The sequence below is a fragment of the Bacillus cereus group sp. BfR-BA-01316 genome, assembly GCF_022664195.1.
Taxonomy (GTDB): Bacteria; Bacillota; Bacilli; order Bacillales; family Bacillaceae_G; genus Bacillus_A.
In genome coordinates this window covers 13,228-39,555 of record NZ_JAKUGX010000016.1, presented here as the reverse complement: position 1 = coordinate 39,555, position 26,328 = coordinate 13,228, and the positions used below count along the sequence as shown (strand labels likewise).

Here is a 26,328-nt window from a genome sequence, read left to right as displayed (position 1 = left end):
ATAAAACAATTTAGAAACAGTATGCTAAATTTCCCCACCGTACTTTCAAATGATATGGTGAAATAAAACTCCGTATATATAATAATCAAATACAATAAAATTACATATTATATTAATATGTCTTCCTAATTAAAAAGAAATAAACATATAACCCCTATTATATAAGGAGTTGATTTAATGCAAAAAGTCCCTATTGTATTCAAAGTCCCCCCGAATTCAAAGCTAACAGTTACATTCTACGGCCCTTGTAACGAAGTAATTACAAATGTATCTTTAATTAATCAACTACTCATCCCTACCTGCCAAACTGCATCTCAATATCCAGACTTTAAGAAATATATAACTGAAGTCCGATCATTATCAAATTGTTAATCGTATAATTTTATGATTTATCATTTCGAACAGTACGATAACGAAGTAATAAAAAGAGCCGCATCTTTCAAAAGAAACGGCTCTTTTTTCATTTCACAAAAACATGACTTCATTAAAAAACTAAAATAACTCATTAATTGATATTCTATTGATATTTTGTTGATATTTTACACATATTAATGAAATGAGCATATATTATCGTATGGAGATTCTTCACTCATAAAACCTATCTTTTTTTGAGCATACTTTATTTGTATGCTCCTTTTTTATTCTTTACTTAACGGGTTATCCTGTTAGCATTTCCAAATATCCACCTAGACAAACATTGAATATTTCAAAAAAAGATTTTCTTATTATGCACTATGAATATAAGTTTAATAATTTATCTGTAGCTACATTTTCAGTATCACTTAAATCGACAAAATAATGAAGTTGCCACAGTTGACTCTTCTTAGCTTGATTACTAACAGGCTTATCCCAAATAGGGTAAACCCTCATAGCCATTTTCCCTTTTTGGTTTTGAGTTTTTAATATTTTTTCTTTTAGAAGAATCTCTTTTGGAAAAATAAATTGTCCTAGTTTATTATCCGCTATACAAGTGATAACTAAAAGGTTAGGAGCCGAATCATAAGAAAATGCCTGATTGCTCATGGAGGCATTCTTCTCCCAAAAAGAAACAAATTGTCCAATCTTATTAGGCGTAATTTTTGATACCCTAAATCGTATGCTTCTATTATTTAGCTGAAATACCCATCCTGCATATTCTGAATTTTGCTTTTCTTCTTTTCGTTTAGTAATTAATAAATTATTAGGTTTGTAAATTATTTCATCTAGTTTTTCAATTATATTACTAAAATTTGTCATGTAAACGCACCTTTTTTATTTTTCAGTATACCAAGAACATTTGTTCTTGTATATCGAACTTAAACAAATGATGGCTTTGAATAGTCTTTCAAAGATTATTTGATCTACTCCATCCATAACTTCAAATTTACCTTTATAGTATTTATTACATTGCTCTTCCAATTTCTTGTATTTTTCATTATTATATTAATATATCAACAAAAAACGAGGTACATATTACATGAATCCATCCAAAATTGACTTCGGCTCCATAGAGCAACCTTTCTTCCTATTAGTTTTATATCTTATCGCAATTCTTTTAACACTCGGCATTACATTTAGTATATGTCATTCCCTTTTACTAAATTTAAATGCACCGAGATGGGTAGCAAAACTGTTAGCTATCGTATTAACTCTAGGTGTTGCTTATCAAGTATTTATAAACTTATTCTAGTATATTACCTTCTAAACAATTTTAACTAAAAGGCCCTACCATAAGGTAGAGCCTTACAAAAAAAGATAGTCCATAAACAGTTATGACATGTCTTTTATTTTATTGGAGATGGGAATCTTGCAGCTTCAAAATGAGAACCATCTTCTGTACTACTAATAACCCCATCTATACTACTTTGTGCAAAAATCTCGACAATATCACCTGCATGTAATTGAAGTATTGTCGAAACACTTACGACATTACCGAAATTTATTGGACCAAAAAAGTCGTTATCTATAGCAATTGCCGCATTTCCATTCACTCGAACTTCTACACGCGCTCTATAATTTAAATTTGTATCGTTCGGAAAGAAACCAATCGTCCCAATTACGGAATAAACTCCTCTAGTCTTCGGAGTAAAATCTGATGTTGCTGGGTTATATTCGTTCGCTAAATCAAATTGTTCATTTTGAAATAATACTTTAACAAAAGTATTAGCTGGAAGGTTTTGATTAACTGTATTTACAGCTCTAAAAGCAGATGCTCTTACAAGGTTGTTCTCCTTATGATCGCAAGAACAGTCATCACATCTTTTACCGCACTTATTATAATAATCACTTCTTTTTTTACAGCAATCATGATTTTTCTTTTGGTAACTCTCACAATTCTTACAGTAGTAATAACAAGACATATATAGTGCTCCTTTCTACTCCATTACTGCATACTATGTATGCTAAACTTGAAAAGTTTGGACAAGTTGTTGCTATTACAAAAAATAAAAATGCCCCACCATAAGGCAAAGCGAAGAGAAAGTATAACTTTTAAAAACAAAGCACTCATGTAATATTTCGGTTATATTAGTAATACAAATTATCTAGTTTCATCAACTCGGATTTTCAGAAAAAATTCCTACATGCGATTTTATTATTATTAAATAGATTATATCGTTCAGTGAGATATGTAATATTTCATATTTCATTATTTCAATATCCCTTTATTACCGGTAAGTTGCTACCAATCTCTTAAATCCCCTTTAAAATCAACAATATCCTCTATACCAAATATTTTTCTCCCTCTAGAATTATTCTTAAACATTATATTCCAATATTATTATTGTAAATTTTTGACCTATACAAACGTAAGATTTTTGTGTATTCTATGGACAAGGAGTAAGGTAAGAGTTACTCTTTGCCATTTTAGGAAAGGCCCTGTTGGAGACAACAGGGCCTTTTTTCATAAACTAAATCGGTAAGATCCCCTTACCAGTAAGCTTTCTTTACCTGAACATCATGACACCGCTACTCTTCTTCGACTGTTTCGTTTACAAACATCAGACACTATTTAACAGTACATCGTTCATTTATCCAGTGCTTTCAAAACAGCTTGTACACCGTTAAAATACTTCATGCACTACAAATAAATTATCCGTTCTTGTACAGGGCGAGTATAAATTTTGGAATTTCCTGATATTAAATTACTTACAAGGTTTTATACCACTTATACTTTTGGAGACGGGAATCTTGCAGCTTCAAAATGCGTACTATCTTCTACATTACTAATAACTCCAGCTACGCTACTTTGTGCAAAAATTTCGACTAAATCCCCTGCACTCAATTGAATTATGGATGAAACAGCTACAACATTAGCAAAGTTTATTGGACCAAAAAAATCATTATCTATTGCAATTTCTGGATTTCCATTAACACGAATTTCTATCCACGCTCTATAATTTACGTTTAAGTTATCAGGAATGAAAACAATTGTTCCAATGACAGAATAAACGCCTCTTGTCTTTGGAATAAAAATTGATGTAAAAGGTAATTTACAGCTTTTTTTAAAGAACCTAAAAGCCGTCCAAAATAACAGAGGACGGCTTTTAATTATTTTTCAAACTCTCTTCTACCCTTGTACTTCGTTCACCAAACACAATCATTTGTCTTTCCTTAGGGCTACGATGGTAGGATATTGTTTTTAAGAGACGGACCTTATCTCTTAATCGTTTCCTCTCGCATATCATCAAAGAGTTTCATGAACCTGAGATTACTCTTCAAGAACATCTTCAGAAAATTTATGACGAAAAAGGACGGTATGGCGATGGGTATAATAATTATGATTGGGTCTGCCCAACATATAACGGTAACCCCTGCAATTTCAGAAGTTTGACACAGCTCTGGAAAAAGCTTATAAAGAAAAGTGAGGTTCCTGATATTCGGTTCCATGATCTGAGGCATACTCATGCAACATTAATGTTGCAAATAAGGTATTCACCCGAAGATTGTCAGTGAACGATTAGGACATAAAAGAGTAGGTATCACACTGGACACCTACTCACATCGCTTACCAGGACTTCAGAAAACTGCGGTGGATCAATTTGCAAACGAATTATTCGGAATGAAAAACTTTTGTTAGAAGTTTTCGTTTCCGGGCAAAAACACCGCCTAAATAACCCAAAATATTATAAGTGAAAAAGGAGCAACAAAACATGAGAGAAATCAAGTCTGACAAGGAATTCAAAGACATCATCGCAAGCGAGGAGCCAGTAGTTGTTAAGTTCTTTACTACATGGTGCCCAGATTGTGTACGTATGGACAACTTTATCGGAGATGTAATGGAAGAGTTCAAGAAGTTTGAATGGTATTCTATTAATAAAGATGAGTTCCCAAGTATTGCTGAAGAGTATCAAGTAATGGGTATTCCAAGCCTACTTGTATATCAAAATGGCGAAAAACTAGGTCACTTACATAGTGCAAATGCAAAAACGGAAGAGCAAGTTACTGAGTTTTTAGAAGCATACTAAGAAACGAAAAACCTCTGAAAAATCATCAGAGGTTTTTTCGTTTTCAAATTGTTCTTTGCCTTTGTCTCTTTCTGGAAGGTGAACATTTTTATTCTTTTCTCCTCTTCTTATTCAAGAATTTCTTTATCATTTCTTATATATTACTCACACGAGGAATTACAAAGAGTCATTTTGTGAAAAATATATATGAAAGAAATTATGAGAATCATTATTCTCGCCCTCTTTCCTTTTGCCATAATCATCATTAATTATTTAACAACTTTCCGCTTTGTACTTTTCAACATTTTTTTCCTTAACGAAACTTTGTTATCCCCTTCTTAAAAAGCTATAAAACGTCAACAATGTTTGTATAGACCCACACGAGTTTCGTTTGATACTCTATGTATAGAAAGAAACTCCTTGTAGAAAGGTGAGTGATTAAAATGGATTCTCTTTCTCATAAAGAAGCTGATAAAGGTGCTATTGTCAGCATTATAGCCTACATATTTTTATCCTCTATGAAAATCATCATCAGTTATATTACCCTCTCTAGCGCATTACGTGCTGACGGTTTGAATAACTTAACGGATATTGGTGCTTCTTTAGCAATATTAATTGGCCTGAAAATTTCTCGTAAGCCTCGTGACCCAGATCATCCATATGGGCATTCGCGTGCAGAACAAATCGCATCACTTGTTGCTTCCTTTATTATGGCAACGGTCGGATTAGAAGTTGTGATTAGTGCAATTCAATCGTTTTTAAATCCGAAACAAGCAGCGCCTAATGTACTCGCTGCGTGGGTTGCTTTATTTTCTGCCATCGTAATGTATTTCGTATATAAATATACGAAAAAGATTGCGATTCAAACAAAGAGTAAGTCGTTAGAAGCCGCTGCAAAAGATAATTTATCAGATGCTCTCGTAAGTATTGGTACAGTAATAGGTATTGTCGGATCACAGTTCAAAATGCCTATTTTAGACCCTATTGCTGCTTTAATTGTTGGTCTTATTATTTGTAAGACTGCATGGGAAATTTTTGTAGAAGCTTCTCATATGTTAACGGATGGAATTGATCCTGAGAAAATGGATGAATACGCTGATGCTATAGGGCATATTTCAGGTGTAGAACATATTGTAGATATTCGTGCTCGTATGTATGGGAATCAAACGTATGTAGATATTACAATTGAAGTAGATGCTCGAATGGATGTTAGCGAAAGCCATTGTATTACTGACAATATTGAAGATATGCTTCGAAAAAAATTCGGAATTTACCATGCTCATATTCATGTGGAGCCCATGCAAAAAGAACCTATTATGACATAGGTTCTTTTTTAATGAACGCCTTATGAAATATAACACATAAAACGAGCCAGCTACCGCCCGCTGCCCATCCGGCTAATATGTCAGATGGATAGTGCACGCCAAGATAAATTCGGCTAACTGAAATAGATAATACAACGAAGCTTGCTATAAAAATAATCAGCAACTTTTTATGCAATGAAATACGATCTTCTGTAATTGTGACGTATGCAATAAATCCTAAAAAAGCAGTAGCATTCATCGTATGACCGCTCGGAAAGCTATATCCAGTTGCTGTAACAAGCTGCGTCACATCAGGTCGTGCTCGTTCATACCATAGTTTGAGCATACTGTTCAAATAACGTGATCCGTAATAATTAATTGTTAGAAGTAATGCACTTAATATTTTTTTTCTAAGAAGAAAATACATTACAAGTATAATGAGTAACGGGAAATATATTCTTTTTGAACCGATAAAGGACACCCAAGTAAAATAGGTTGTCAAATAATCGTTTCGGAAACTTTGAATAAAGTGTGCGACTACATTATCAAATTTTTCAATACAAGCGGTATGATACGAAAGTGATAGTGCGACAAAACAAATGAGTAGTGTACAACTTAACAAGTATAAATGTCGGTATCGTTTCACATACATAACCTCACTATGCAAAAAAATGGAGCGGTTGTTTTAGTTTTCCTCTCCATTTCTTTTTTATGCATAGTTTATTAAAAAATATTATTGTTAATTTTTTGCTGCATTGCTGGGATATCCTCACTTGTTACTGTAAAGCGAATAACCTTCTCATCAAGATCAAGCGCTTCAGCGAATAAACCAGCTAATCCACGTGATTTTCTATCTACTTCCATAATAATTTCTAATCGGTCGTGAGCACTTGGCAATATTAATAATTCTAATTCATCTAATTTTCCATAATGCTCACCTGAGACTGGAATAAACTCAAATTCTTGCGCGAATGGAACTTGCTTACGTAATCGATACGGTAATTCTTCGCATTCTATATGACGCACTTTAAAACCTAATTGATTTACACTATTTAATACACTGTTCAATAGCGCATTCGGCAACACTTGAATATAATCACGGTCACTTGGATCAATACTACGTTTAATATCAAGGCCTGTATGAAGCCAAACCGTTTTCATTCCAAGTGTTAGTGGTACTTCAATTGGCATTAAAAACGAAAATGGAATTTCCACTTTTTCATTTGGCTCTACAGAAAATGGATCTGTTAAACGAACTCGCTCCAAATCATACGTTGCCGTTACTTTTTTATCATCCACTTCTCTTACATATGACGTCGACAACGTTAAGTAAATGCTTTCAATTTCTTGGCTAACTGAACCTCCAGTTATATGAACCTTCCCTACTATCTCTTCTCCAACTATATACTCATCTTTTTCAAGAACAGTATCTACTTTTGCAGTACCAATACCAACGCTTGCTAAAAACTTTTGAAACATGGAGTCTCCATCCTTTCTAAAGCGTAAGCTACATCTTTTTTCAAATCTTGTACATTTTCATAGTATGGCGCTTTCATTTGTAACATTCGCAGTAGCATGTCGCGATTATATTCTTCCAGCACTAACTCTTCATACCAAGGTTTTTCCTTTTTTTCAGTCGATTCATAACTAGCATACAATAAAAATAATGCGAAATGACCGAGCGCATAAAAATCGCTACGAAAGTGAATTTCTCGCATCAAAGCTTGTTCACCTTCATAAGTTGTAGCTCGCTCATCACCCCCACCTTTCAATTTAGCCAATCCAAAATCAATAATACTAATCTGATTTTCTTTCATTAATATGTTTGGAATACGTAAATCTCGGTGAATGATACCTTTACTATGAAAATACGAAACAATTCCTAGTACTTCATATAAAATTTCAAAAACTTCACGTTCATCATATACTTGCCCATCTAAGAAAATATAATCTTCGAAATTTTCTCCCGGCATATACTCCATCACAAAAAAGTTCTTTTTCTCCCATATGAAATGATCATGTAGATTAGGAATTGACGCATGATTTAATGTTTGTAAAATCACTTTCTCTTTCTCAAATGATTTTCTACCAGACTCATATCTTTGTTTACTTTGCCTTAATTGTTTTAAGACTCTATATTTATTTATTTGTAAATCATTAACGACATATGTAATCCCATAACTGCCCATTCCAATTACTGATTCAATCTTATAACGCTCTGCAACAATTGTATTTTTTCGCAGTGGTCTATCAAATAAAGCTAGTATACGACGCCATTTCATCAGCTACTTGAAAAGAAGCTACGGCTTTTACGTTTTCTTTTATAATGCTGATGCCCATAACCAGATGAACGTCGTTTATTATCGCTACTTGAATACGAGCGCCCTCTATGACGATAATCACTACTTGAATACGAACGATGTTTTTTCTTTCCTAATAAAGAATCAATAATTTTTTTGAACATCCCTTCACCTCTTGTATAAAAACTCCTTTTAATTATACCAACAATTCTTGTCTATATTTGTGACAAGTTTGTAAAGAGTAAAAAACGACGAGTTAAGCCCGCCGTTACTTTCAATCTTCCTCTTCATCAAAAACTTCATCAATCATGCATTTCTCTAATAAATACTCAAATGTAATATCTGCCAGGTCCTCAATTTCTTCTCTTTTTGGAACGTACCCTCTTTCAATTAGTCGCTCATAAAAAAACTCCGCAATCTCTTCCGTGTCAATTACGACTTCAATTTCCTTCATGAGCATCACTCCTTTATTTCTGTTTTATGAAAAAATCTCAAAATTATGTATATGAGATTAGAAAAATAGTTTTTCTTTTTTTATAAGTCATATCATGTAGGTAAAGGGCATACGATGTTAGTACAAGCTATCCAAAGGGGGAAATAATAATGGAATACCAATACGAAGTAGAGCAAACAAAAGAAGAGTTCATGCATGAAGATCAATGGGCAGACTCTCTTATTAAATGGCTTTTTATTTTTTTAATAATTGTAGGCATACCTTATACTGTATATATTGTTGTTCAATTTATTCTCTCTTTCTAGTTAACTATTTTTTCTCTGTCAATTTAACTAAATAATTTTGAACAACATCCATAACAATTTTATATTCTTCATCTTTAAATGTATCGAATAATAAATGATAATCATTATAAATATCTAATAACCCATCAATAATTTCTTGGCGATTCGTCTTTACACTTACTTTTTTCGAATTGTTAATCGACTTCAATTTTCCTAAATCCAATTTATTCATACCAGCCTTATCTTGTTTCATTTTCTTCAAAATTGCATTTGCCGTTTGTGCATTGGCAAGTAATGTTAAATCCGATTCATCAGCTTCTAGCCATTCACCATCAGTAATTCGTGACAATTCATATATAGTATCTTCCCATGCATCATTTTTATATCTCCATACTTCTGTACGAAAACCAACAATACGAAAAACATCTTTATCATATCCAGTTACTTGCACGAGATCACCAAACGTAAAGTTATAATTTAATTCAATCCACTCTGTGTCGCCCTTTTTCATTTCTTGCTCTGTAACATACTGCAAAGTTTGTTCTACATAAAATCCATCGTGATTATTTACTTCGTATACGTAAACTCCATCTAAAATCTTCATATTTGTAATTTTCCCAACGGTTCCATATAGCGTAATCACGACTATGTCCCCTACGTTATATTTAGGTTGTTTTTTCTTTGCCATCTATATCTCTCCTTTTTTAAACGTCGTGATTTTGATAACAGTATATGCAACCTACATAAAAACGCTTATCACAGAAGCTTATATTCATAAATTTTTTCAATAAAAAAGTAGAATTTGTATATAACTCAAAAAAGCTAGTATTTAAACTAGCTTTCACTTTTCATTTATGTTCTAACAGCAAGACGTATTGTAAATAAAAAACATAATGAATACTTCACTTCTTTCAAAGTAATATATTCATTATGCTTTCATTTTCCTAAAACTTCATATCGTTATCTCTCTTGTATATATAAATCCCATGCTTCATCAAATATAGACATACTTTCTAGCATTCCACTTAACTCTAAGTATGAACTAATGACATCATAGTCTTCAGATTGCTTTGGAAAACTTAAATCATCATACATCGCCTCTGCTAAATCTGATATTTCATTTTTAAATAAAGCTGCACGGTGCTTCATCATATAATGGTAAAATGTCTTTTTCAAAAATATTCCCTACCTTTCTAACTTGGGTACATTATACAAGGCGAAAAAGAAAAAAACCAGCATAAAAGCTGGTTAAAAGTCGAAATAATTCCTTTTTAATAAACGTGGTCTTCCCATCAACTCTTCGTATGTTAGTTGTTTTGGCAAATCTTTCGTATAAATTAAAAACAACTGATCTTCAATTTCTTTTACAGTATGGTCTGATTGATAGTCCATTCCACATGAGGAACAAGTAATACATGGTGTCTTTTGGATTTCAATGGCTTTCGTACCATCTGGTAACTCCCAATATACAGTATTCAAGCTTTCTTTCGCTTCTGTACTGTCACACCACATACAATTCATACTGCGTCACCCTCATTTTTTTTGTCATCATCTAACTTTGCCATTTGCGCTTGATATTTTTTATCTTTCAATTGATCACGCTTATCACGTTTATCTTTTAAAGAAGCATGCGTTTCATTGACTTCATAATCTTTGCGGCGATTCATACGTTGTAAATCATCTGGAACAAGATTAAATTTCTTATCACTCATCAATCCTGCAACACCGATATCAGAACGTTTCTCTTCATAAGTCGGATAAATTTCTTTAAAGTAGCCTTCTGCTCTTCCTGGGATATAGTTTTCTGGTTCTGGATACGTTGTAATAACCCCTTCAAAGTTACGAAGAACAACTTTATCCGCACTTTGTGAAATTAAATAGTTTGGCTGAAGCGCAATTTTTCCACCTCCGCCCGGTGCATCGACAACGAAAGTTGGTACTGCATAACCAGACGTATGTCCACGTAAGCCTTCAATAATTTCTAATCCTTTAGAAACTGGCGCACGGAAATGACCGATACCTTCTGATAAATCACATTGGTAAATATAATATGGACGAACACGAATTTTCACTAAATCATGCATAAGTTTTTTCATAATTGGAACGCTGTCATTAATTCCAGCTAAAATTACAGCTTGGTTTCCAATTGGAACACCTGCATTTGCAAGCATTTCACATGCTAATTTCGATTCTTCTGTAATCTCAATAGAAGTATTAAAATGCGTATTTAACCATACTGGATGGTATTTTTTAATTATGTTACACAGGTTTTCTGTAATACGCTGTGGGAATACAACTGGTGCTCTCGTTCCGATACGAATAATCTCAACATGCGGGATTTCTCGTAAATTCTTTAATACATATTCTAAAATTTTATCATTAATTAGAAGTCCATCACCGCCAGAAATTAAAACGTCACGTACTTGTGGTGTTTCACTAATATAAGCAATCGCATCATCTAATTGCTTTTTCGGTACGCCCATTCCAATTTGTCCACTAAAACGACGACGTGTACAGTAACGACAATACATAGAACATTGATTCGTTACTAAAAATAGTACGCGGTCTGGATAACGATGCGTTAATCCTGGAACTGGTGAATCTTCATCTTCATGAAGAGGATCTTCTAAATCATATTTTGTTTTATATAACTCTTCCGAAATCGGTACTGATTGCATCCGAATCGGACAGCGTGGGTCATCAGGATTCATTAGCCAAGCATAGTACGGTGTAATGTTTAACGGGATCGTTTTCGTTGAAATTTTAACGCCTTCTTCTTCTTCAGGTGTTAAGTTAATTATTTTCTTTAAATCATCTAAAGTTTTGATCGTATTCGTTAATTGCCAAACCCAATCATTCCATTGTTCTTCTGTAACATCTTTCCATAATTCAATATCCTTCCAGTGACGATTTGGTTTGTATACATCATGTAACATTGCTATTCCCCCTTTTTATACGCTCATCCTTTATATAAGCAATAATTATGCCAACTTCATATTCTTGATAAGTAAATGCGAGAAATACCCTATTATATAAGAGAATAAATATTTTTAAGTGCTGTACTAAAACGATATTTACTATCATATTCATTACTTGTTATATATGTAAACGCTCTTTTATTGGTGCAAACACACAAAAACCGCCGATTATTCGGCGGTTTTGTCGTACTTGCTCAGTTTATATTGAAGCGTTTGACGCGGAATTCCTAACATTTTTGCTGCTTGCAAAATATTCCCTTCCGTTTCAATTAACGCTTGATCTATTAATTCCTTTTCTGTTTGATGAAGAGCTTCCCTAAGCGGTAATATACTTTTCTTCTTAGGAATTTTCTCTTTCCGAAATGTACGCGGTAAACAATTAGCTGTTAATGAATTTCCTTCCGCAATAATGACAGCATGTTCTATCGTATGTTTTAATTCACGAACATTTCCGGGCCATTGATAAGCTTGTAATCTTTCCTTTGCCTCTTTATCAATTTCAAGTACTCCTTTTTTATAACTTTTATTATATTCTTTCAAAAAATAAGACGCTAATAACAATACATCTTCAGTTCTTTCGCGAAGCGGCGGAATATATAACGAAAACACATTTAATCGATAGTATAAATCAGTGCGAATTTTATTTTCTCTTAAACATACTTCTGGTGGCTGATTCATCGCCGTAATAACGCGAACATCTACTTTTCTCGTCTTATTATCACCAATGCGGCGAATAACGCCATCTTCTAATACACGTAGCATTTTCGCTTGTAAATCGAGTGGCATTGAATTAAGTTCATCTAAAAACAATGTTCCTCCATCTACAAGTTCAAATAATCCTGCTCGTTCAATTGCCCCTGTATAGCTTCCTTTTGTAGTTCCAAACAATAAACTTTCTAATAGCGACTCTGGCAAAGCTGCGCAGTTTTGTGCAATAAATGGCTTGTTTTTCCGTTTAGAAGCTTCATGAATTGCTTGCACAAATAGCTCTTTCCCTGTTCCTGTTTCACCATATATTAAAACATTTGCATCAGTTGGGGCTACTTTTTGAGCTAACTCTTTCGTCTGTTTAAAGCGGGAATCATTTGTCACAATTGTCTCGAATGCAACATGCTTTTTTACCGTTTTTTTATTAGTCGATCGTTTTATTTTCGATTGTAGATCTACAATCGTATCAGTAAGCTTTTGAATAGTAGAATAATCTTTCGCAATTTCTACAGCGCCAGCAATATTTCCATCTATTAAAATAGGTAACGTCGTATTTACCGTACAAACATCTTCTCCATTTAAATTTTGATAATGCTGAACTTGATGTACAATCGGTTTTTTCGTATGTAACACTTTCATTAGCGTACTCGTTTCCCTAGATAATGAAGGGAATGCTTCTAATAAATGTTTTCCTAGCACATTCTCAATTTTCGATCCATCATGTTTTGCAGCAACTGTATTATAAAAGATTGTAATACCATTTTCATCCACTGCATGTATTGCCTCATCAATACTGCCCAAAATCGCTTCAATGACTTCTTGTGTCGAAACTGCTAGCAATGTCATCCCCCCTCTTGCCGAAAATCCGGCAAATGCATGCCAGATTTTCGGCATCCCTCTGTGCGATTATAAGCATGACGATTCCGTTCTATTATTTTGATGAAATTTGTATATATTTCTATTGCTTATTTATGGTTAAGTGAAACTTTAATCAGTGGGGCTTTATTCATCCCCACTGATTATTAACCCGACTCCCACCTAACTTCTTTGCTTTACAGCCGAATTTTGAGGCGGGAGTCTTACTGCTTTCGAATAGCTGGATAAATCTTTCACCCATATATTCATATCTTCCAACTTATCAAAAATGTAGCAATTATTCGCAAGCCTTCCCGTATATGTATAGCCTAATTGATGAAAGGCTGCATTCATACCGAAAGATAGCGAGCGAGCAATTGTATAAGAACAAAAAATAGATTTTTCTTGGAGCTCTTCCTCCAATTTAATTAACAGACTTTTCATGAAACCATGTTTTCGATATTCAGGTAATGTAGCACAATTCGTTAATTCTGCATTACCTTCTTTCACGTTCATTTCAGCAGATGCTGTACTAATAATTTTCCCTTCGAATTCATAAACATAGTAAATTGTATCGTCTTCCTTCATCGTCTGCTTTACATAACTCGCTTCATTTAAAGGTGTCGGATAAACTTCAAATACTTTTCCAAAGACAATTGCTAATTCTTCCGCGTCCTCTTCTGTCGCTTTTCTTAACACAAATTCCTCTTGGACTATTTTTTCTTTCACTTCTTTTGCTTTTACACCACTTAAAATGGTATCTTCCTCAGTCCAATGAATACTATTTCGTCTTTCATCATTATGATATTTCACGAAGAAGTGCGCATCGTGTCCTTGAAAATAATGAGGTATCGTTGCTTCCAGTAAGAAACCGAAAGAGAGCCATGTTGAAACATGCTCTCCCTTTCCTTTAATAATACATTTAGTGAAAGAATGTTTCTCTGCTAATTCATCGATTGTTTGTATAATACGTTCAACATTTCCTGTATAGTGATCAACTCTAACACGTTTATTAAAATAATCTAAAACCCCTTCTACTGTGTAATGCTTTGTCTGTTCACTAAAAGATTCATAGTATTTCATTTCTTCACCTCACACCAATCTAGTAATGTACATGCAATTATTTTTGCGGTAGCAATCATTTTATCAACTTCTATATATTCGTTTGGATAATGTGCTACTTTCGTCTCTCCTGGACCAAATACTATCGTTGGTACGTTAGCGATTTGTGTGAACAAACCTCCATCTGTTCCCCATGGCGAAGCTTCTATAATCGGTTCGTTCCCTTCGATTTCAACAAAGTTATGTTGAAGCGTTGTAATAAGCGGATGATTTTCTTCTAGTTCACCAGGAACCCATCTCGCTCCAAACCATTCTACTTCTACAGGATTTTTTACAAACCAACTATCCACATCTTTTAATTCACCAATCCAGCCTTCAAACTCTTCTTTTGCTGCCTCTATAGTCTCATTCGGCGCAATACCACATCTTCCTTCTAAAATTAATGAATCGGGAACAGAACTTGGCCAGCTTCCCCCTTCAATTTTCCCAACGTTAATTGGAATTGGAATCGGAATCCCCTTAAATAACGGATCTGTAATTCGACCATTTCTCTTCTCTTCTAATTTTCTCAAATGATCTACAACAAACATACTTTTTTCAATTGCACTTACTCCTTCATACCGTGTACCACCGTGTGCTGCTTTTCCTTTTATATGTAGACGAAACCACATTGACCCTTGTTGTTTCGGAAAAAACTTCATATTAGTCGGCTCAGGAATAATAACGCCATCTGCCTTATATCCTCGTAAAATAGCAGCTAATGTTCCTGCCCCACCGCTCTCTTCTTCTATTACACTTTGAAAATGTATATCACCTTTTAGTTCAATACCAGATTCAACAATAGCTTCCATCGCAAGCATAAGTGAGACATTGCCGCCTTTCATATCTGTTGTTCCACGTCCATATATGCGGTTTCCTATTTTCTCTCCACTATACGGATGATGGTCCCACTGATTTACATCCCCTTCTGGCACGACGTCAATATGCCCGTTTAAAATCATAGATTTCCCTTCGCCACTTCCTTTTAAAGTCGCTACAATGTTCGGGCTATCTGTAAAGCTTGTACGAGGTGATACGAAATAAGGGTGATCTTTCATTTCATTAAAAGCAGGCTCCCAAATATCAAGGTCTAGACCTAACTCACGCAACTTTTCAATAACAATTGCCTGCGCACCACTTTCATCACCAGATACGCTCTTTTCTTGAATTAATCGTGTTAAAATTTTTACGCTCTCTTCTTCATGACTCTCAATATAATCACAAACTTGTTTTTTTAATTGCTCCATATATTACAACTCCCCTCATTCAATTACTAGTAAATTTGAGCTTATATGAAAATCAGCTGTCGTATGTCGTTTTACATCTTCTACAGTGTACGGACTCATTAATTCTTGTAAGACAAGTCCTCTTGGAGTCACTTCCATGACAGCCATGTCTGTAATAATTAAATCTACACATTTTTTCGAAGTTAATGGCAATGTACATTCCGAAACAATCTTTGCATTTCCGTATTTATCAACATGATTCATCACAACAACGACCCGCTTCGCTTTTTGCGCTAAATCCATCGCTCCTCCAATACCTGGAACGCGTTTTCCTGGTACAATCCAGTTCGCTAAATCACCATTTTCACTTACTTGTAACGAACCAAGTATCGTAACATCAAGTAATCCTTTTCTAATCATGCCAAACGCCATGCAGCTATCGAAATAACTTGCTCCTGTAATAAGAGATGTTGGTAAACCAGCTGCGTTACATAAATTCTCATCTTCATTCCCTTTACTTGGCGTTGGTCCCATACCGACAATACCGTTTTCCGCGTGAAACATAACATTCATATCTTCTGGTAAATGATTCGGTACAAGCGATGGAATTCCAATACCTAAATTTACAATCATGCCATTTTGAATTTCTCTCGCTGCACGTCTTGCAATCTTATCTCTCACTTCTACGCCCATACCCATTTCCAATTCACTCCTTCCGATGGCACGATATAATTTACAAATACACCAGGGACGACAATTTCTTCTGGATCTAAACTTCCAAGTGGAACAATTTCTTCTGCTTCTACAATCGTTATGTCCCCAGCCATAGCTACGTGCGGATTCATATTACGAGCGCTTTTATCAAATACAAGATTGCCAAACGGATCCGCTTTTTTCGCATATACAATTGCGACTTCAGCCGTTAAAGCTGTTTCAACTAAATATGTCTTTCCATTCATTTCAACTGTTCGTTTTCCTTCTTCTACAATCGTATCAACACCAACATCAACTAAAATACCACCAAGCCCTACACCGCCAGCGCGAATACGCTCTGCTAATGTTCCTTGCGGAGAAAATTCAATTTGTAATCTTCCTTCATTTAATTGTCTTCCCGCATTTGGATTTGACCCAATATGAGAAGTAACTAAAGATTTAACCCTTTCATTCGTAACAAGACGACCGATTCCTACATCAGGAAATCCAGTATCATTTCCTATTAAATTTAAATTTGTAATGCCTTTATCTAAAACAGCTTGAATTAAAGATGGAGGGGATCCGATCCCGCCAAATCCCCCAAACATTAATGTCATATCATCATGGAACAAAGAAATTACTTCCTCTATTTCTTTTAATTTACCGAATGTATTTGTAATAGTTGTCATGCGATACTATGCCCTCCTTTTTGCATCATCTCTTCCACGCTCTTTACAAAAATTGAAAGTAATTCATCTAACTCGGAATATGTAGTTGTCATTGGTGGTGCAACAAGCAGTGCACTATCCTCTTTCCCTGCTTGCCCTGAAACAGCTTGGTATAAGAGAAGTCCATTTTTAGCTGCAACTGAAATGAGCTCCGACGCTTTTGTAAACGGTTGCAATTCTATTCCAATTAGCAACCCTTTTCCACGCACATCGGCAATGATTGTCGATTGTTGCTGAACTTTCTGTAACCCTTTTATTAAATACTCTCCCTTTTCCGCTGTTTTTTCAGGTAAATTATGTTTCTCCATATATTCAATAACAGCTAAAGCCGTCGCTGCAGACAATGGATTTGCACTTAGCGTATGCCCGCTCATAACAGAGCGTGATCCTCGTAAAATCGGCTCCATAACGCGGTCACTTACAACTGTCGCTGCCATCGGTGTATAACCCGCTCCTAATCCCTTACCAAGTGTCATAATATCCGGCTCTACACCCCAGTGTTCCATCGCAAACCATGCACCAGTACGACCAAGCCCAGTCATTACTTCATCCGCAATAAATAAAATATCGTAATGACTACAAATATCTTTAATTACTTTATAGTATTCTTTCGGCGGGACAACCGCGCCTCCAGCAGCTCCGATAATCGGTTCAGCAATAAAAGCTGCAATATGCTCTGCACCAATTCGATCAATCGCTCTTTCTAGTTCAGTCGCACAAGAAAGTTGACATGTTGGATATACCTTTTGTACAGGACATCTGAAACAATATGGAGCTGGAATAGTCGGATAATCTTCCAAAATAGAAACGAAACGTTGTCTGCGCAGTGGATGCCCAGACATAGATAAAGCTCCCATTGTAATCCCGTGATAGCTCATCCACCGTGACAAAATTTTATGTTTCCCTTGAATGCCACGCTCCTGAAAATGCTGAATTGCGATTTTCATAGCTGTTTCATTTGCTTCCGTACCACTATTCACAAAAAAGCTCCAGTTCAAATCTCCTACACATAAATCACTTAACTTCTTCGCTAATTTTTCAGCTGGTTCACTCGTAAACTGTGATCTATAAACGAAAGCGATCTCCTCTGCCTGTTTTTTAATAACTTCTGCTATCTCTGCTACGCCATGTCCAATACCTGCCGTAATCGCTCCGGACGAACCATCAAAATATTTATTTCCGTTTTGATCATACAAATACACACCTTTTCCATGTGAAATCATCGGATACGGCTGACCAACAAGTGGTTTAATTAAGTAATCGCGCATAGCGCTCCCCCATTTCTCCAATTTGTATATGTATATGAAGAAAATTGACGTTTCTTTCATAAAAAAGAATCCTCTGCAAAAGCAGTGAATTTATCAAAAAACTATTATAAAATATACAAATGATTGCTAAACATTATTTTAAAAACAGAAAATTCAGAACTTAAATTGAAGACCAACCCTTACCTGTACGCTTAAATACCCCTTCCTGATTTAAGATAACAACAAATTGAATATTTTTTTAACATAATATCAGCTTCCCTCAATTGCTGACATTGTGTAAACTTCGACGGAACTCCCGTTATTCTCCTTCCTATTATCCTACTTTATATTGCATATTTTCAAACAAAATTCGACATATTACTTCGCCTCATTTATCGTAACTATTACTTAACAAATAGTACCACCTGTTTAGAACAATAAAAAAAGAACCGATTAACCACATTAATCAGTTCGGCACGACGCTCTTTTATCGGTATTACCTTATCCAACGCATCACTAAAATTAATAGAAATACTCATAATGCAAATCCATAATTCGTCCCACAGCCTATAGCACCAAATCCTCCATAACTTCATTCCCAATAACCATTGGGATATCCACATCCCAATGGTTCCACTCCTTCCATCAAAGTCAAACTACCTTTCCTTTATAATTTATGTAGGACAATTATCAATTTGTATGTGTGTTTGCCTATAAATAAAAAAATCCCCATTTTAACTTTTCCTTCTAGAAAGGCAAGTTTTTTGCATAACCTCTTTCTAGCTTCGCATATATTTGTAATGATGATAAAGGAGGAATGTTCATGACTCAATCCGAAATTGAAAAATACGGACAAGAAGCTGCACGTTACGAACAGCTCGCTCGTTACTATCAATATAGCAATCCTAAAAGATATGTAGAACTCTATATGAAATACCATGATGCAATTACAAAACTTGTACAAGCATATGAAAAGAGAGATTCACAAGAAGCGACTTTACCGTCACATATGAGAATCTTCCACACAGCTCCCCATACACCAGCAGTTGATATTATAATAAACGGACAAAAGGTTATTAAAAATATTTCTTTTAAACAATTCAGTCCTTATTTATCATTGGTGCAAGGTAAATACCGTATTGATATTGTCCCTGTCGGAAACGAAACTCCAATATTCTCAGCATTAGTACCAATAATGGGGAATCACACTTATACCCTTGCAGCGGTCAATAGCGATAATCATCTCCAATTACAACCTATTCTTGATAATACTCATTTACCATCTGGTCAAGCAAAAATACGCTTTGCACATTTTTCACCAGACACTCCTGTTGTAAATGTAAATTTAAAAGATGGGGATCATTTATTTGAAAATGTACTCTTTAAACAAATAACAGATTTTTTACAAGTTAGCCCTGGTACAGCAGATATTGAAGTTTCACTTGCTGATACAAAAAAAGTACTATTAACCATTCCAAAATTCAACGTTGAACCAAATACAATTTACACAATTTCAATAGTAGGTTATTCAACTGAGGATCCAAAATTAGAGACCGTTATACTTACAAATTAAAACAGTCTACACCATTCGTATGGTGTAGACTGTTTACTTTTGAAACGTAATTTGAAATTCTGTCCAATCGTTATTCGAACGACACAATATGGATCCGTTATGTTTTTCTACAATTTGTTTACATACAAATAGTCCAATACCAGTTCCTAGCTTTTTAGTAGTTACAAATGGCTCAAAAATGGTCTCTACATTTTCTGCTGGAATCATAGGCCCATTATTTTTTATAACAATGCGAACAGCCTGATCCTCTTCAAATACATCAATGATAATTTTCCGCTCTTCTTTCACCGATTCAAGAGCATCAATCGAATTCATTAAAATATTTAAAACTACTTGCTTCACTTCACTCCGGTAACCAACGAGTGGAATAGGATACGGCAAATTCTTTTCAATCAAAACATTTGCATTAACTAAACTTGGATATAAGAATTGTATAATATCTTGAAATAAGTCATTTAGCCAAAAACGTTCAGATTCATTCCACATTTCTTTTTTCGATACAAGTAAAAATTGCGAAATCCTAAAATTTAATTGATCTAATTCATGCGAAATAATATCTAAATACGATAGATTAGGATGGTCTGTCTTCAATAACTTTACAAATCCCATAATCGAAGTTAGCGGATTACGAAATTCATGTACAAAACTAGCCGACATTTGCCCTAGAATCGTAAGCCTTTCTTTATGTGTTTCATTTATATATTGCTGTTTTTCTTCTAAATTTCTCGATATAATTTCTGAGTATTTTAAAACGGTATAATAAATTAATTTGTCAAAACAAGTATGTATTTTGGCCATAATCGGTTTCAGTTCACGAGCGCTTACATCCAATTCGCACATTGCTTCAAAAAGTTCATTTCTTCCCACATTTGCATTGTAGACAAAATCTCCAATATTCGCATCTGCCCCTGCACGCTCAATGGCAATTTTCTCACATAATGGCTGAAGATAATTAATGTCTTTATCTTCCATAATGAGTTCGATAATTAACTCTAATAAATTTTCTCCATTTTGAACTACCTCTTGTTTAAATGGATCTTTTTCGGAAATTATCATTTTGTTTTTCCAGTTCTCTACGAATTGGTGCCTGTTGTTTTTCAAGTGCGAACAAAATACTTCTTTAATATCCTTATCGATTGGAAAAACCTCCATTCCCTCATTTCCATACGACGAATACCCTTTATATTTTGAATATTAACACAAAAAACACATTTCGTTAATAGATTTTTGTCACATTTTGTTAATTTCTGTTGATAAAATTTATTTTTCCTTTCTTATTTAAATAAGTTGTATTCATATATCCCTTTTCCCTTCTCATTTTTTTAATTATTTTCCTGTTCAAAACTACTTTTTTTTGCATCCTTTTTAATTCTTGCGTACAATAAGAAGTGAAAGGTGTGAAAAATATGGTAAATAAAAATGTGGAAGACTATCTCCAAGAAGGCATATATGGCCAAAAGCAAAACAAACCAGAAGAACGTAATATGTACTTAACTACATTACGTGAGCGTGTAGAAATCGCTTTAACAATCGGTCAAGTAATGCAAAGTAATGTGTATACAGAAGTAACAAGTAGCATGCGTTCTTCTCAATCATTACAACTATTCCTAAATGGTAGCATTGCTTACCCACATTTATCAAAATACATTAAATTAGCAAATGAAAAAAATGTACCTTTTACAATTGTTCAAAATAAAGGCACAGAAACACCAATCGGTTTAGTACTATCTCACAGCACTGCTGTAGATAAAGAACATATTTATGTCGAAGATGATATTTTCAAACAAGAAATGAAGTAAAATAAAAGGTACACTTGATTAAAAAAGTGTACCTTTTATTTTTTAATACATATTAATTTCATTTCTGTCATTTCTTCTATTGCATATTTAATCCCTTCACGGCCTGTGCCACTCTCTTTCACACCGCCATAAGGCATATGATCTACTCTGAACGTTGGAATATCATTAATCATGACACCACCGACTTCTAATTCATCAATTGCACGCATTGCTTTACATAGATTGTTTGTAAATACACCTGCTTGTAATCCATAACGTGAATTATTTACTTGTTCTAAAGCCTCATCAAATTCTTTAAATGTATTTACAGTCATAAGTGGACCGAATACTTCTTGGCACTGAACAGATACATACTCTGGAACATTTGTTAATACAGTTGGTTCAAAAATCCTTGCATCACGTTTGTTACCACCGTATACAACATTAGCTCCTTCCTTAACTGCCTCTTCCACCCATGAATTTATACGTTCTACATCGTTTTTTGAAATAAGTGCTGATACATCTGTTTCTTCATGAAGCGGGTCTCCTACTACAACGTTTTCCATTGCTTTCATTAATTTTGTAATAAACTCATCCATTTTGCGTTCATGCACAAAAACACGTTGTACTGAAATACAAACTTGTCCATTATTCACAAACGCGCCCCATTTTACACGTCCAATTATTTCGTCTGTCAATTCAACATCTTCATCAATAATTACTGCAGCATTCGATCCTAATTCTAACGTCACTCGTTTCAACCCAGCTTTTTCCTTAATTCCAATACCTACTTTCGGACTTCCTGTAAAAGTAATACTAGCAACGTTCTCATCTTTTACTAATGCCTCACCTACAACAGATCCAGGTCCAGAAATTATATTGAAAGCTCCCTTTGGTAAACCAGCTTCTTCAAATAATTCTACCAATGCATACGACGAAAGTGGTGTTTGGTCGGCAGGCTTTAGCACAATAGTATTTCCAGACGCAATTGCTGGGCCTACTTTATGTGCTACTAAATTAAGTGGAAAATTAAACGGTGTAATAGCACCAATAACCCCGATTGGTTGTCGAATTGTATACGCTATACGGCCGTCTGCTCCTGGCGCAGCATCCAATGGTAACGTCTCACCATATATTCGCTTCGCTTCTTCAGCTGCAAACTTATATGTTTGAACAGTGCGATCTACTTCTCCCCGTGCAGCACGAATTGGTTTTGCAGCTTCTTTTGCGATAATCTCTGCAAACTCTTCTCTTCTCTCATCCATTCTTTGTGCAACCTTTTCTAAAATAGTTGCACGGTCGTACGCAGATAATTTTTTCATTTCTTTCATTGCATTTTTAGCCGAAACTATTGCTTCCTTAACGTCATCTTCTGTACCTTGCGCAATCTCCGCTAATGTTTCTTCAGAATATGGTGCATACAATGGTTTATACGTCTCTACTGATTTCCATACCCCATTTATATATAAATGCTTTTTCATAGTGGTTCTCCTTCCAAATATATGTATACAATAATATATTGCATTTATTTCACCTGGTGAAAGGTCTGACCTATGTAATTGTATCATAGCCCTAATACAGCAAAAAACATTTTGCTCAAAAAAAACCCTGCTACAAAGCAGAGTTTACGAACTAATTTGTTCTTGGAGCGAAATCTTTTTTTCATCTCCTACAATAACAATCGATTCTGAAGGTTTCGTTACTTCTAATCTCTTAATATAGTGTCCATCTAATTCTTTCACACAAAATTTATAATTTTCAATTTCAATGGTATCGCCTTCGGAAATCTCAATATTTTTTGTTAGAATCCAACCGCCAATCGTATCGACATCATCGTCGTCAATAGTCAAACCTAATAATGCGTTCACTTCACTAACAAGTACTTTTCCCTCTAAAATCGTTTTCGTCTCACTAACTTGTTGGATTTCCGGTTGTTCATCAGTATCGAACTCATCTTGAATATCCCCTACAATTTCTTCTAAAATATCTTCAACGGTTACAAGACCTGATGTACCACCATATTCATCAATTAATATAGCGATATGTGTCCTTTCTCTTTGCATTTTTAAAAATAGATCATGAATTGGGATGGATTCAATAACTAAAATAATTGGCCTAATATATTGCTCCACTATCTTTTCACTAACAACTCGATGCTTCACAAAATCTGTAAATATATCTTTAAAATTCACAAAGCCTATTACATGGTCCTTATCACCATCAACAACCGGATACCTCGTATATTTTTCATGAGACATTTTTTGTAAAGCCTCTTCAGCAGGCATTTCTTTATTTAAAATATTCATCTCTGTTCGTGGTACCATTATTTCTTTCGCAATACGATCATCAAATTCAAATATTTTATTCACATACTTATATTCAGATTGATTAATCTCACCATTTTTATAACTTTCTGAAACTAACAACCGCAATTCTTCTTCTGAATGCACTTCATCATGCCCTTTTGGTGGTTTCAACCCAAAAAACTTTGTAATTAACCGAGCTGATCCATTTAAAATCCAAATGAATGGGAATGCAATACGATAAAACAAAATGAGTGGCTTAGCAACAAAGAAACTCACTTGTTCTGCTTTTTGAATCGCAAATGTTTTTGGAGCTAACTCTCCTACTACCACATGGAAAAATGTGATAAACAAAAACACTAAAATTATAGCGAAAATGTCTGCGAGTTGAGTAGGGACGTTCCAATTTGCAAACAACACATCAAACATATGCTTTAGCGCAGGTTTACCAGACCACCCAATCCCAAGAGCTGTAACAGTTATTCCTAATTGACAAGCTGATAAATATTCGTCTAAGTTTGTAATGACTGTTTTGACAGATATTGCACGATTATTTCCTTCTGCAATTAAATAGTCAATTCGTGAACTCCTCACTTTAACAATTGCAAATTCTGCTGCAACGAAAAATGCCGTTAAGGCAATTAAAACAATCACTATACTTATACTATATATGTCCAAATACTTTTCCTTACTTACAGTGTAAGCAAGGAAGCCACCTCCTACTTAAATTTATTCAAGTGAAGTAAGCATTCTTATACTCTAATAAAATTCTACATTATTAACCACCTTTTTATATATTATATGCATACATAAAAAAGATATTTATAATTATGATAATCTAATTAGCTTATTATCGTCAAACTGTAATAAACACAATTTTCTAATAACTTAAAATAATTTATATAAATCGTATGTGCTAAACAGCTGAACTTCGTGAAAAAACACTTTCTTTGCCGATTCCACACTTCTTTTGTCACACCTGAAGGGAACTTGCTACATAACTAGAAATCATTCAACAGGATATATATAGGAGGGATTATTTTGGAATATAAAACACCATTTATCGCAAAGAAATTAGGTGTTAGCCCAAAGGCTGTTGTCCGGATTGCACAACAATTAAATCTTACAATAAAAAAAAATAAATATGGTCATTTCATTTTCACACAAGGTGATTTAGATATAATGTTAGAATACCATCGTTCTCAAATGGACCAGCCTCAAAACTCTCAAACTACTCAAAAAACATCTTCAAATGATGTAGAAAAATTAAAAACTCAAGTAAACACAATTGTTCAAAACACATCATCGAATGATTTTGAGCAATTAACAGCTCAATTAACCACAATCACGAGAAGACTAGATCGAATGGAAGAACAAATGCAAAATAAAGCAAATGATGTCGTTACATACCAACTTTTACAACATCGCCGCGAAATGGAGGAAATGTTAGAACGAATTCAAAAACTAGAAGCTACCCTAAAAAAAGAAGAACCAATATACATTACTCCTGATGCAAAACCAACATATGAAAGAGAAAAGAAACCGAAGCGTCGTAAAATGATTTTTAGTATATTTGGACTATAACATTTTAGACCCTTATTACAAAAATAAGGGTCTACTTTTTCGTATGAAGAAAGATGACTGTAATATGACACCCTTCTTCATACTATACATATTCATATATTTTCATTTTGTTAACATAATATTTTTACTGTATTCTGCAATAAGTACCTGCGCATGAGCATTCCCTTGAATAATATCACGGAATTCTTTCAAGGAATACAGATGTGTAGCCCCTTTTCGAGCATGAATTCGCACTGGTACACCTTGTAAAGTATCATGAAACTGGAATGGACTATCTATCGGTTCAATTGGAAAACCGAGTGTAAGTAAATACATATACATTCTTTTTGTAACTGCTGCAATATACCATTCCGCTTTCGTCTCTAACGCATGCATAAATAAAATAGCTGCCAGCCTTTTGAAATGTCCTCTCCCCCGAGACGTTTTCGCAATACTTAACTTTCCTATTTCATACACATTTTTCAAATCTTTCACTAAATCATTTTCAGAAAACGGATAGAAAAACTCAGAATTTGATTGTTCAGGTACTGTAAACTTAATACATTCTACTGTACCAATATGATGTTCATCTTCTATTAATAAAAATCGTGATGGATTTAAATTACGTTCTATAAACATTAAGTTTCTTTCTTCACAAAAATCTCCCCACAGTTGCTCGAACCAAAAATGTTCTTCCTTTGTTTGAACACGCTGGAACATATTTACCCGCCTTTCCCATCGCCGTTCTTTTTTTGATAACGCTTTCACTTACTATCATATAAGAACAAATCTTCGTATGCAACTAAAAA

General features: G+C 34.3%; 29 protein-coding genes and 2 pseudogenes. 9 read left to right on the top strand and 22 right to left on the bottom strand.

Features of this window, described 5'->3' with window-relative positions; all coding sequences use genetic code 11:
* Positions 1–177: 177 nt before the first annotated feature.
* The gene (locus MR071_RS13930) at positions 178–372 is read left to right on the top strand and encodes a hypothetical protein (protein WP_105587099.1); all 195 of its coding nucleotides are present in this window, start codon (positions 178–180) and stop codon (positions 370–372) included.
* 360 nt (positions 373–732) lie between these two features.
* On the opposite strand, the gene MR071_RS13925 is transcribed toward MR071_RS13930, so the two are convergent.
* The gene (locus MR071_RS13925; protein WP_242236453.1) at positions 733–1,236 is read right to left on the bottom strand and encodes a MepB family protein; all 504 of its coding nucleotides are present in this window, start codon (positions 1,234–1,236) and stop codon (positions 733–735) included.
* Between the two features lie 220 nt (positions 1,237–1,456).
* On the opposite strand from MR071_RS13925, the gene MR071_RS13920 reads away from it, so the two are divergent.
* A complete protein-coding gene (locus tag MR071_RS13920; protein WP_105587101.1) occupies positions 1,457–1,669 on the top strand; it encodes a hypothetical protein in 213 nt (70 codons plus the stop codon).
* Positions 1,670–1,763: 94 nt separating this feature from the next.
* On the opposite strand, the gene MR071_RS13915 is transcribed toward MR071_RS13920, so the two are convergent.
* Positions 1,764–2,339, bottom strand: coding sequence for a C1q-like domain-containing protein (locus MR071_RS13915; protein ID WP_002127263.1), 576 nt, complete (start codon positions 2,337–2,339; stop codon positions 1,764–1,766).
* Between the two features lie 806 nt (positions 2,340–3,145).
* A pseudogene (locus tag MR071_RS13910) lies at positions 3,146–3,466 on the bottom strand (ABC transporter permease); the annotation flags it as partial.
* 197 nt (positions 3,467–3,663) lie between these two features.
* On the opposite strand from MR071_RS13910, the pseudogene MR071_RS13905 reads away from it, so the two are divergent.
* The 3 genes and pseudogenes from MR071_RS13905 (at position 3,664) to MR071_RS13895 (ending at position 5,749) form a co-directional block, all read left to right on the top strand.
* A pseudogene (locus MR071_RS13905) lies at positions 3,664–4,057 on the top strand (tyrosine-type recombinase/integrase).
* A 73-nt stretch (positions 4,058–4,130) separates the two neighbouring features.
* Positions 4,131–4,445 (top strand): thioredoxin family protein, encoded by a 315-nt coding sequence (locus MR071_RS13900; protein WP_242236450.1) that lies wholly within the window; start codon positions 4,131–4,133, stop codon positions 4,443–4,445.
* Between the two features lie 422 nt (positions 4,446–4,867).
* A complete protein-coding gene (locus MR071_RS13895; protein ID WP_242236448.1) occupies positions 4,868–5,749 on the top strand; it encodes a cation diffusion facilitator family transporter in 882 nt (293 codons plus the stop codon).
* Here MR071_RS13895 and MR071_RS13890 read toward each other — a convergent pair.
* From MR071_RS13890 to MR071_RS13870, 5 genes are all read right to left on the bottom strand, one after another.
* Complete coding sequence (locus tag MR071_RS13890; protein WP_002148169.1) at positions 5,739–6,374, bottom strand: phosphatase PAP2 family protein; 636 nt, start codon at positions 6,372–6,374, stop codon at positions 5,739–5,741. The two genes, MR071_RS13895 and MR071_RS13890, sit on opposite strands and share 11 nt — an antisense overlap.
* Positions 6,375–6,451: 77 nt before the next feature.
* On the bottom strand, positions 6,452–7,207 hold the full coding sequence (locus MR071_RS13885) for a sporulation protein (protein WP_242236446.1): 756 nt from the start codon (positions 7,205–7,207) through the stop codon (positions 6,452–6,454).
* Positions 7,189–8,010, bottom strand: coding sequence for a serine/threonine protein kinase (locus MR071_RS13880; protein WP_242236444.1), 822 nt, complete (start codon positions 8,008–8,010; stop codon positions 7,189–7,191). The genes MR071_RS13885 and MR071_RS13880 overlap by 19 nt, the downstream gene beginning before the upstream one ends.
* Positions 8,010–8,192 (bottom strand): hypothetical protein, encoded by a 183-nt coding sequence (locus MR071_RS13875; protein ID WP_002141661.1) that lies wholly within the window; start codon positions 8,190–8,192, stop codon positions 8,010–8,012. The genes MR071_RS13880 and MR071_RS13875 overlap by 1 nt, the downstream gene beginning before the upstream one ends.
* A gap of 110 nt (positions 8,193–8,302) precedes the next feature.
* Positions 8,303–8,482 carry a YozD family protein gene (locus tag MR071_RS13870; protein WP_002012644.1) on the bottom strand — a complete coding sequence of 60 codons (180 nt, stop codon included), beginning with the start codon at positions 8,480–8,482 and terminating at the stop codon, positions 8,303–8,305.
* Between the two features lie 149 nt (positions 8,483–8,631).
* Here MR071_RS13870 and MR071_RS13865 point away from each other — a divergent pair, with 149 nt between their 5' ends.
* A complete protein-coding gene (locus MR071_RS13865; RefSeq protein WP_105587106.1) occupies positions 8,632–8,787 on the top strand; it encodes a DUF3930 family protein in 156 nt (51 codons plus the stop codon).
* 4 nt (positions 8,788–8,791) lie between these two features.
* On the opposite strand, the gene MR071_RS13860 is transcribed toward MR071_RS13865, so the two are convergent.
* From MR071_RS13860 to MR071_RS13815, 10 genes are all read right to left on the bottom strand, one after another.
* Positions 8,792–9,454, bottom strand: coding sequence for a hypothetical protein (locus MR071_RS13860; RefSeq protein WP_242236442.1), 663 nt, complete (start codon positions 9,452–9,454; stop codon positions 8,792–8,794).
* Between the two features lie 272 nt (positions 9,455–9,726).
* Positions 9,727–9,942, bottom strand: a complete 216-nt coding sequence (locus MR071_RS13855) for a YozE family protein (RefSeq protein WP_002119089.1) — start codon at positions 9,940–9,942, stop codon at positions 9,727–9,729.
* A gap of 72 nt (positions 9,943–10,014) precedes the next feature.
* Complete coding sequence (locus MR071_RS13850) at positions 10,015–10,287, bottom strand: YokU family protein (RefSeq protein WP_000995768.1); 273 nt, start codon at positions 10,285–10,287, stop codon at positions 10,015–10,017.
* Entirely contained in the window at positions 10,284–11,702 is a 1,419-nt protein-coding gene (gene kamA / locus MR071_RS13845) for a lysine 2,3-aminomutase (protein ID WP_105587107.1), read from the bottom strand. The genes MR071_RS13850 and kamA overlap by 4 nt, the downstream gene beginning before the upstream one ends.
* 210 nt (positions 11,703–11,912) lie before the next feature.
* Positions 11,913–13,298 carry an arginine utilization transcriptional regulator RocR gene (gene rocR, locus MR071_RS13840; protein WP_242236535.1) on the bottom strand — a complete coding sequence of 462 codons (1,386 nt, stop codon included), beginning with the start codon at positions 13,296–13,298 and terminating at the stop codon, positions 11,913–11,915.
* 192 nt (positions 13,299–13,490) lie between these two features.
* On the bottom strand, positions 13,491–14,390 hold the full coding sequence (gene ablB, locus MR071_RS13835; protein WP_242236439.1) for a putative beta-lysine N-acetyltransferase: 900 nt from the start codon (positions 14,388–14,390) through the stop codon (positions 13,491–13,493).
* Positions 14,387–15,655 (bottom strand): peptidase, encoded by a 1,269-nt coding sequence (locus MR071_RS13830; protein ID WP_242236437.1) that lies wholly within the window; start codon positions 15,653–15,655, stop codon positions 14,387–14,389. The genes ablB and MR071_RS13830 overlap by 4 nt, the downstream gene beginning before the upstream one ends.
* Before the next feature lie 15 nt (positions 15,656–15,670).
* A complete protein-coding gene (locus MR071_RS13825; protein ID WP_105587111.1) occupies positions 15,671–16,333 on the bottom strand; it encodes a CoA transferase subunit B in 663 nt (220 codons plus the stop codon).
* The gene (atoD, locus tag MR071_RS13820) at positions 16,318–17,016 is read right to left on the bottom strand and encodes an acetate CoA-transferase subunit alpha (protein ID WP_002085805.1); all 699 of its coding nucleotides are present in this window, start codon (positions 17,014–17,016) and stop codon (positions 16,318–16,320) included. Before atoD ends, MR071_RS13825 begins: the two co-directional genes overlap by 16 nt.
* Positions 17,013–18,323, bottom strand: a complete 1,311-nt coding sequence (locus MR071_RS13815; protein ID WP_105587113.1) for an aspartate aminotransferase family protein — start codon at positions 18,321–18,323, stop codon at positions 17,013–17,015. The genes atoD and MR071_RS13815 overlap by 4 nt, the downstream gene beginning before the upstream one ends.
* 802 nt (positions 18,324–19,125) lie before the next feature.
* Here MR071_RS13815 and MR071_RS13810 point away from each other — a divergent pair.
* The gene (locus MR071_RS13810; RefSeq protein WP_242236435.1) at positions 19,126–19,875 is read left to right on the top strand and encodes a DUF4397 domain-containing protein; all 750 of its coding nucleotides are present in this window, start codon (positions 19,126–19,128) and stop codon (positions 19,873–19,875) included.
* 33 nt (positions 19,876–19,908) lie between these two features.
* On the opposite strand, the gene MR071_RS13805 is transcribed toward MR071_RS13810, so the two are convergent.
* Positions 19,909–21,027, bottom strand: coding sequence for a BA2291 family sporulation histidine kinase (locus MR071_RS13805; protein ID WP_105587115.1), 1,119 nt, complete (start codon positions 21,025–21,027; stop codon positions 19,909–19,911).
* Between the two features lie 254 nt (positions 21,028–21,281).
* On the opposite strand from MR071_RS13805, the gene MR071_RS13800 reads away from it, so the two are divergent.
* The gene (locus MR071_RS13800) at positions 21,282–21,674 is read left to right on the top strand and encodes a YueI family protein (protein ID WP_105587116.1); all 393 of its coding nucleotides are present in this window, start codon (positions 21,282–21,284) and stop codon (positions 21,672–21,674) included.
* 35 nt (positions 21,675–21,709) lie between these two features.
* Here MR071_RS13800 and MR071_RS13795 read toward each other — a convergent pair whose 3' ends face one another.
* Both MR071_RS13795 and MR071_RS13790 read right to left on the bottom strand, forming a co-directional pair.
* Positions 21,710–23,134 carry an aldehyde dehydrogenase family protein gene (locus MR071_RS13795; protein WP_242236432.1) on the bottom strand — a complete coding sequence of 475 codons (1,425 nt, stop codon included), beginning with the start codon at positions 23,132–23,134 and terminating at the stop codon, positions 21,710–21,712.
* Between the two features lie 144 nt (positions 23,135–23,278).
* Entirely contained in the window at positions 23,279–24,634 is a 1,356-nt protein-coding gene (locus MR071_RS13790; RefSeq protein WP_242236430.1) for a hemolysin family protein, read from the bottom strand.
* 363 nt (positions 24,635–24,997) lie between these two features.
* Here MR071_RS13790 and racA point away from each other — a divergent pair, with 363 nt between their 5' ends.
* Positions 24,998–25,540, top strand: coding sequence for a chromosome-anchoring protein RacA (gene racA / locus MR071_RS13785; protein WP_242236428.1), 543 nt, complete (start codon positions 24,998–25,000; stop codon positions 25,538–25,540).
* A 102-nt stretch (positions 25,541–25,642) separates the two neighbouring features.
* Here racA and MR071_RS13780 read toward each other — a convergent pair whose 3' ends face one another.
* Entirely contained in the window at positions 25,643–26,239 is a 597-nt protein-coding gene (locus MR071_RS13780) for a hypothetical protein (RefSeq protein WP_105587120.1), read from the bottom strand.
* Between the last annotated feature and the right edge of the window lie 89 nt (positions 26,240–26,328).